7 protein-coding genes are annotated in these 7,757 nt (G+C 61.4%); all 7 read left to right on the top strand.

Translation table 11 applies throughout. From position 1 onward, the window contains the following. A partial coding sequence (locus tag ACXWUF_RS15000) for a hypothetical protein (RefSeq protein ID WP_458495460.1) occupies positions 1-2,557 on the top strand: 2,557 nt, incomplete at its 5' end. Positions 2,558-3,134: 577 nt separating this feature from the next. Beyond that, on the top strand, positions 3,135-3,665 hold the full coding sequence (locus ACXWUF_RS15005; protein ID WP_458495461.1) for a hypothetical protein: 531 nt from the start codon (positions 3,135-3,137) through the stop codon (positions 3,663-3,665). Positions 3,666-4,093: 428 nt separating this feature from the next. Further along, positions 4,094-5,140, top strand: a complete 1,047-nt coding sequence (locus tag ACXWUF_RS15010; RefSeq protein ID WP_458495462.1) for a quinone-dependent dihydroorotate dehydrogenase — start codon at positions 4,094-4,096, stop codon at positions 5,138-5,140. A gap of 29 nt (positions 5,141-5,169) precedes the next feature. After that, entirely contained in the window at positions 5,170-5,514 is a 345-nt protein-coding gene (locus ACXWUF_RS15015) for a hypothetical protein (RefSeq protein ID WP_458495463.1), read from the top strand. 27 nt (positions 5,515-5,541) lie between these two features. Next, positions 5,542-6,951 (top strand): DUF6513 domain-containing protein, encoded by a 1,410-nt coding sequence (locus ACXWUF_RS15020; RefSeq protein WP_458495464.1) that lies wholly within the window; start codon positions 5,542-5,544, stop codon positions 6,949-6,951. 94 nt (positions 6,952-7,045) lie between these two features. Further along, a complete protein-coding gene (locus ACXWUF_RS15025; protein ID WP_458495465.1) occupies positions 7,046-7,621 on the top strand; it encodes a DUF447 domain-containing protein in 576 nt (191 codons plus the stop codon). Beyond that, positions 7,618-7,757: (5-formylfuran-3-yl)methyl phosphate synthase (locus ACXWUF_RS15030; RefSeq protein WP_458495466.1), on the top strand; the 140-nt coding region annotated here is incomplete at its 3' end. The genes ACXWUF_RS15025 and ACXWUF_RS15030, both read left to right, overlap by 4 nt.

The raw sequence follows: 7,757 nt of genomic DNA on the forward strand, positions 1-7,757 counted from the left end.
GTTGTTGAGCGTGGGCCGGGTGGACGAGGCCGAGCCGCTGCTGGCGTCCGCCGCCGTCCAAAAGCAGGGGGCGGCGAATGTTGCCGCGCTGCGCTCGGTCATCGCCCTGGCCCGCAACCGCAAGGACGAGGCGCTGGCCCTGGCCGACGCGGCGGTGCGGGCCGACGCCCGTTCCGCCCCGGCGTGGCTGGCCCGTTCCTACGCGCTGCAAGCGGCCTTCGATTTGCCCAAGGCGCTGGAAGCCGCCGACAAGGCGGGCGAATTGCAACCCAACGACGCGCTCATCCAGGCGCGGCGGGCGGAGTTGCTGGCCTCGTTGGATCAGTGGGCCGACGCCCACCGCGCCGCCGACCGGGCGGTGCAGTTGGACCCCCGGCAAGCCCGCGCCCAGGCGGTGAAGGGCTTCGCCGAGTTGCGGGACGGCGACGCGAGCGCCGCGCTGGCGAGTTTCCGGCAGGCGGTGGCGGCGGATTCCGCCGATCCGTTGGCGCGGCTGGGGCTGGGGCTGGCGGCGATTCGCCGGGGCGAGTTGCGGGACGGCACCGCCGATCTGGAGTTGGCGGCGACCCTGGACCCCGGTTCGTCCTTGATCCGCAGCTATCTGGGCAAGGCGTATTACGAGCAGAGGCGCAACGCGGTGGCGGAGAAGCAGTTCGAGTTGGCGAAGCAGTTCGATCCGAAGGACCCGACGCCGTGGTTCTACGACGCGATCAAGAAGCAGACGGAGAACCGTCCGGTGGAGGCGCTGGAGGATTTGGACAAGGCGATCCAGTTGAACGGCAACCGGGCGGTGTACCGCTCGAAGCTGGCCTTGGATCAGGATTTGGCGGCGCGCAGCGCGGCCTTGGGACGGACTTACAACAATCTGGGGTTTGGGCCGCGGGCGCTGGTGGAGGGCTGGAAGTCGGTGAACGCGGACCCGACCAATTTCTCCGCGCACCGCTTGTTGGCGGACACGTACACTTCGATTCCGGGGCAGGAGACGGCGCGGGCCAACGAGTTGTTGCAATCGCTGTTGTTACAGCCCATCAACAGTACACCGATTCAGCCGCATTTGGCGGAGAGCCGGTTGTTGGTGCCGAATTTTTCAGGGCCGAGCTTGATGTCGTTCAATGAGTTCAATCCGGTGTTTTCGCGGAATGGTTTCAATACGCAAATTTCCGGGCTGGTGGGGAATCTCGATACTTATGCCAACGAGGCGACCCATGCGGGTATTTGGGATAATTTCTCGTATAACATCGGGCAGTTTCATTATCAGACCAACGGCTTCCGGCCCAATAATGATTTGAGGCAGGATATTTATACGGCCTTCACTCAGGCGGCGCTGACGCCGGATTTGAGCGTGCAGGCGGAGTTCCGGCATCGGGAGCTGGAGCATGGGGATTTGTTTTTTGATGGGGATTTGAAGAGGTTTTTCTCAGCTTCACAGTTTCGACGGAAACTTAATACCAACACTGTACGCGGGGGAATGAGGTATTCGCTGAACAGTAATTCTGATGTATTGCTGTCATTGACATATATCGATTCGTTTATAAATACAACCACATACAGTATACCAACCACGCTTAGCCAGCGAGGTTTCTTAGGAGAAGCACAATATATTTTTAGACATGAGCTTGTTGATGCTATTGTTGGTGTCGGACAGCAAAGCATCAACGCTAGACAAGCCTACCAAGTGTATTCCAACCCGCTAGTATGGGATGTGGACTTAACCAATGCCTATCTTTATACCCACACCCACTTTCCAAGCGGCGTTACTTGGACCTTGGGTGTCGGCGTAGACGCAGCACATAATCAGTTTATCGGCAGCCGCAACCAGATTGACCCCAAGTTCGGAATTATGTGGGAAGTAACCCCCGACACCACATTACGCCTCGCGGCCTTCCGCACCTATACCCGTGGCTCCGAAGTGCCTGCCACTATCGAACCCACCCAAGTGGCTGGATTCAACCAATTTTTCGATGGCTACACCGGCACTAGTGTATGGCGCTACGGTGCCGGGATAGATCACCGTTTCTCGCCGGGTTTGCTAATGGGTGCCGAAATATCTAGGCGCGACTTAAGTCAACCCAGCGCAACCGACCTTAAAGTCAACTCGGAAATCTTGCGCCAGATTCAGCACGAAAACCAAGCCCGAACCTATGCCAATTGGGCAATATCGGAACGATTCGCCGCACACCTGGAATATCGCTACGAGAAATATCTGTTTAGCGGTTACGATATCTATCAAAATCATTTAATTCCTGTCGGACTGAATTATTTTGATCCTACTGGAATATCCGCTGGCGCGACCTTTACCTATATCAATCAAAACTATTTTGATTTCGTCAACATCGACCGTCGGGGTAACTCAAGCTTTGGCTTGCTGGATTTAGCCCTGAGATATCGGCTGCCGCGCAGATATGGCATGGCGAGCCTCATGGTAAACAATGTGTTAGATCACAGTTTCAACTTTCTAGGTCAGAACAGTCAAAGCCTAAAAACAGGACGCCCCGAAGAAACCCCGCTGTTTCTACCTGACAGAACGATACTGTTCCAACTCACCCTAGCATTCTGATCGCCTATTACTATCATATTAGGAGCGGGGGGAAACTTTCATAGCCGAAGAGGACATACAAATGAGTGTACATTTCGAACCAGCATCCACATCGAATCCGCCTATGGAATCGCTGTTGGGATTCATCAAGCAATACAAGCTGGTCATCGCCGCCGTTTTACTGATCGTGGCGAGCTTAATTGCGAGCACGGCAATCCAGCACCAGATCGATACAAAACCTGTTGTTAGGGGTGACGATCCAACGGTGGGCGCTTGCGGGCCACCCGCCTGTCCAGCCCATCGCGCAAAGGATCCCAACACAGGCTCGTGTACCATTCCCTGCTAGGTGCAACCTTGATTGGCAGGAAGCCGCAAGGCGGGTTGGCAATCTCCGGCCACCCGCCTTTTTATTTGCCCGCAAAAACCCACACCCGCCCGCCACGCGACACGCCCTGACCGGAAGGAACGACAGAATCATTCGCCCAACGAGGCAATGAACCGCTTTCAAAACGCCTCATCCCTCTTATAATCCGCCACGGGCGCGACAGTGCCCGATCACACGCGACAAAACCAACCACTTTCGGGAGGAGCGATACGAATGAAACCAAAATTTACATCCCTGTTCGCGGGCGCGTTGCTGGCCCTGGCGAGCGCCAGCCCGTCCGTCCACGCGGCGGACGCGGCCTGCGGCGTCCACAACCTGAGCGGCAACTACGAATTCAGCGCCACCGGCAAAGCCGTCCCCGCCGGGTCCGGCTATGAACTCCGCGCCGTCACCGTCACCGGCAGCCTCCAGGCCGACGGCGCGGGCAACGCCAGCCTGCAACGGACCCTCGTCACCGAAGGACTGAGCGCCACCAGCGACCAGGCCACCGGCACCTACACCGTCAACCCCGATTGCACCGGCAAGCTCAGCCTCGCCGCCGACAGCTACGACTTCCAGCTTGGGCAGGACGGCAAGCTGCGCTTCGTCGGCACGCTCGGGCAGGGCGTGATCGCGGGAACGGCGTGGGCGACGACGGATACCACCTCGTTATCTTCGGCGGCTCTAGTTGGCTGTGGCCCGCCACTCTGCCCCGCCCATAAAATGAAAGACCCCAACACGGGTGCTTGCACCATTCCCTGCTAGGTGCAACCTTGGCAGGAAGCCAAAAGGCGGGTTGTCCATCTCCGGCCACCCGCCTTTTTTTTTGCCTGCAAAAACCCACGCCCGCCTTTTTGATTGTCCCCATCCGCCGCGCTGACTGCATAAGCGCATTTTCAATTCGCACGCACAGAGTGGGAGTGGGCTTTAGCCCACGACCCACGGCGGATAGTCGCGGGCTAAAGCCCGCTCCCACAGCATTTGATCGTTCCCACGCGCCACGGCCATTAAGTTAAGGGGAGACACCGCTCCGGGCGCATTCGATGACGGCGACTTCGGAGAATGACCCGGGCGGTGGGCGTCGGGCATGAGTACCCGCCCGACCTACAAGGCTTGCCCCGCCCGCCAAGCCCGGCCTAAACTCCCCGCCTCGACTCACGAAACGCCCGGAAATACCTTTCCAAACATTACCCATGCTCTACCAATCCATCCGCCCCCTACTGTTCCGCCTCGATCCCGAAATCGCCCACCACCTCACCCTCGCCGGGCTGCAAGCCCTGACCAAGCTCGGCAAATTCAACCCGCTGCGCCGTTCCACCCAAGGCAGCGCCCGCACCGTGATGGGGCTCGACTTCCCCAACCCGGTGGGACTCGCCGCTGGCCTGGACAAGAACGGCGACTGCATCGAAGGCTTCGCCGCGCTGGGCTTCGGCTTCCTCGAAATCGGCACCGTCACGCCCCGCCCCCAACCCGGCAACGTCCTGCCCCGCCTGTTCCGCCTGCCGGAGGCCGAGGCCATCATCAACCGCATGGGCTTCAACAACAAAGGCGTGGACTACCTGATTCAGCGGGTCCAAGCGGCCAAGTTCGACGGCGTCCTCGGCATCAACATCGGCAAGAACCGCGACACCCCGGTCGAGCGGGCGCTGGATGACTACCTCATCGGCCTGCGGGCGGTCTATCCCCACGCGGGCTATGTCACGGTCAATATCTCCTCCCCCAACACGCCGGGCCTCCGCAACCTGCAAACCGGCGAGCATCTGGAAACGCTGTTGGCGGGACTCGCGGCGGAACGGGAAATCCTGGCCCAAACCCATGGGCGGCGGGTGCCGCTGGCGGTGAAAATCGCGCCCGATTTGGACGCGGATGAAATTAAGGATATCGCCGCCGCCCTGATCCGCCACGGCATCGACGCGGTCATCGCCACCAACACCACCTCCTCGCGGGAGGGCGTCGAGAACCTCAAGCACGGCGGGGAAGCGGGCGGACTGAGCGGCAGGCCGGTATTCGCCAAGTCCACCGAAGTGGTCCGGCAACTGGCGGCGGCGCTGCAAGGCAAGCTCCCCATCATCGCCTGCGGCGGCGTGTTCAGCGCCGACGACGCCCGCCAGAAGCTCGACGCCGGGGCCAGCCTCGTGCAGATTTACACCGGCCTGATTTATCGGGGACCAGGCTTGGCGCGGGAAATCGTGCGGGGGACTGTGAGGCTTTCATCGATGAAACCGTCATTCAAGAACTGATCGAAACCACCGTGAACGGAGATAACGTCATGCCAACATTCATCGACCGTTATATTGAGCAAGGCCGACAACAGGGATTGTTCCGGGGGCTGGAGGAAGGCCGCGAAAAGGGGCTACAGGAAGGGCTGAAGGAAGGCTTGCAAAAGGGTTTGCGCGAGGGAAAGCAAAAGGGGCTGCAAGAAGGGCGACAGGAAGGACGACAGGAAGGACGGCTAGAGGGGCGGATGGATTTGCTGCTGCGCCAGATGACCCGCAAATTCGGCCCGCTCACCAAGGCGCAACAACAGCGCATCCAGCGGGCGGACGAGGATTCCCTGCTGCGCTGGACGGAGCAGATTCTGTTCGCCGAAACCCCGGACGAGGCATTGCGATGACGGCCCGCCCATCGGACGCCATGCCCCATGGCCGATAATCCCCCCCGGCCCGAACACATCCTCTTCCTCACCGGCAAGCTGGCGGAAAAGCAATTGCGCCGGACCCTGGAGGAGATGGCCCCCGAATTCGGCTACACCGTCCACCAACTCGGCCTGACCGTCGCGGCCTTGATGACGGCGGACATGATCCGGCGGCGGCTCAAGGACACGTTCGGCGCCACCCGCGTGCTGGTGCCGGGGCGCTGCCGGGGCGATTTGGAAGCGCTATCGAAGGATTTGGGCCTGCCCATCGAACGCGGCCCGGATGAATTGCACGACCTGCCGGAATTCTTCGGCAAGGCCAAGCAAAAGCCCGACCTCAGCCGCTATGAGCTGCGCATCTTCGCCGAAATCGTCGAGGCGCCGCAGTTGGATATTGACGGCATCCTGCGCCGGGCGCGGGATTACCGGAGGGACGGGGCGGATGTCATCGACCTGGGCTGCCTCCCGGCCACGCCGTTTCCGCATCTGGAAGACGCGGTGCGGGCGCTCAAGGCGGAAGGCTTCTTGGTCAGTGTCGACTCGTTGGAAAACGACGACTTGGTGAAGGGCGGCAAGGCCGGGGCGGATTTCCTGTTGAGCCTGCGTGAAGACTCGCTGTGGATCGCCGACGAGGTGGCCTCTACGCCCATCCTCATCCCCGCTCAGCATGGCGATTTGGATTCGCTGGACCGCGCCATCACGACGTTGCAAGCCAAGGGCCGGGCGTTCGTCGTCGATCCCATCCTCGACCCCATCCATTTCGGCTTCACCGAGTCCATCCTCCGCTATCACGAGGTGCGCCGTCGCCACCCTGATGTCGAAATGATGATGGGCGTCGGCAACCTGACCGAACTGACCCACGCCGACACGGCGGGCATCAACGCCACGCTGCTGGGGATTTGCTCGGAACTGCACATCAAGCACATCCTCGCCACCCAAGTCAGCAAGCACGCCCGCAAGGCCGTGCGGGAAGCCGACCTCGCCCGCCGCATCATGTACGCCGCCCGCGAGTTGAACCGGCTGCCCAAGCACATCGACGATGGACTCATGGCCCTGCACGAGCGGGCACCGTTCCCCTTGAGCCGGGCGGAAATCGGCGAACTGGCCGCGCAAATCAAAGACCCCAGCTACCGCATCCTCGCCAGCGCCGAGGGCGTCCACATCTTCAACCGCGATGGCCTCTACACCGCCGCCGATCCGTTCGAGCTATTCCCCAAGCTGGGCGTGGAAACCGACGGCGGGCACGCCTTTTATCTGGGCGTGGAACTGGCGCGGGCGCACATCGCCTGGCGATTGGGCAAGCGCTACAACCAGGACGAGCCGCTGCAATGGGGCTGCCAAGTGGACGCGCCGGAAGCTGACGCGACGGTCGATCCCCACGCCTATAAGCCCGCAGGCTCCACTTTGAAGAAGTGATTAGTGGATAGTGGTGAGTGGCGAGAAAAGAAAGCCGGATTAGGCCGAACCACCCTCTACTAATCACTATCCACTAACCACTATCCACTCCCCCATGATCCGAGAAACCATCATCACCAGCCTCTCCCCCGCTGGCACCGTGCATATCGCCCCCATGGGCGTGCATGTGCTGGGCGGCGAAATGCTCATCCTGCCGTTCCGGCCCTCCGCCACCTTGGACAACATCCTGGCGACCCGCCACGCCGTGATGAATTACTGCGACGACGTGCGCGTGTTCGCGGGCTGCCTCACCGGGCGGCGCGATTGGCCGCTGGTGGACGCAGAGCTAGTGCCGGGCCAACGACTGGCCGGGGCGCTGGCCCATGCCGAACTGGAACTCGTCCGCTGCGAGGACGACCCAACCCGCCCCCGCCTGTATTGCCGGGCGGTTCACGAAGCCAATCATGGGCCGTTCCGGGGCTTCAACCGGGCGCAGTTCTCGGTGCTGGAAGCGGCGATTCTGGTGAGCCGTCTTCACATGCTGCCCCGCAGCAAGATCGAGGCGGAACTGGATTACCTCCGCATCGGCCTGGACAAGACCGCCGGTCCCGCCGAGTTGGAAGCCTGGGGCTGGTTGATGGATAAGGTGGACGCTTTCCTGGCGGACCCGGCGCGGGCGGGCGAGCAATGACCGGGTTGCTCGCCAGCGTCGCGAACTTGGACGAAGCCCGGCTAGTGGCCGAGTCCGGGGCCGACATCATCGACTTGAAGAACCCGGCGGCGGGGGCGTTGGGCGCGTTGTCGGTCGGGGAGGTGGCCCGCATCGT

The sequence above is a fragment of the Methylomagnum sp. genome, from assembly GCF_054333355.1.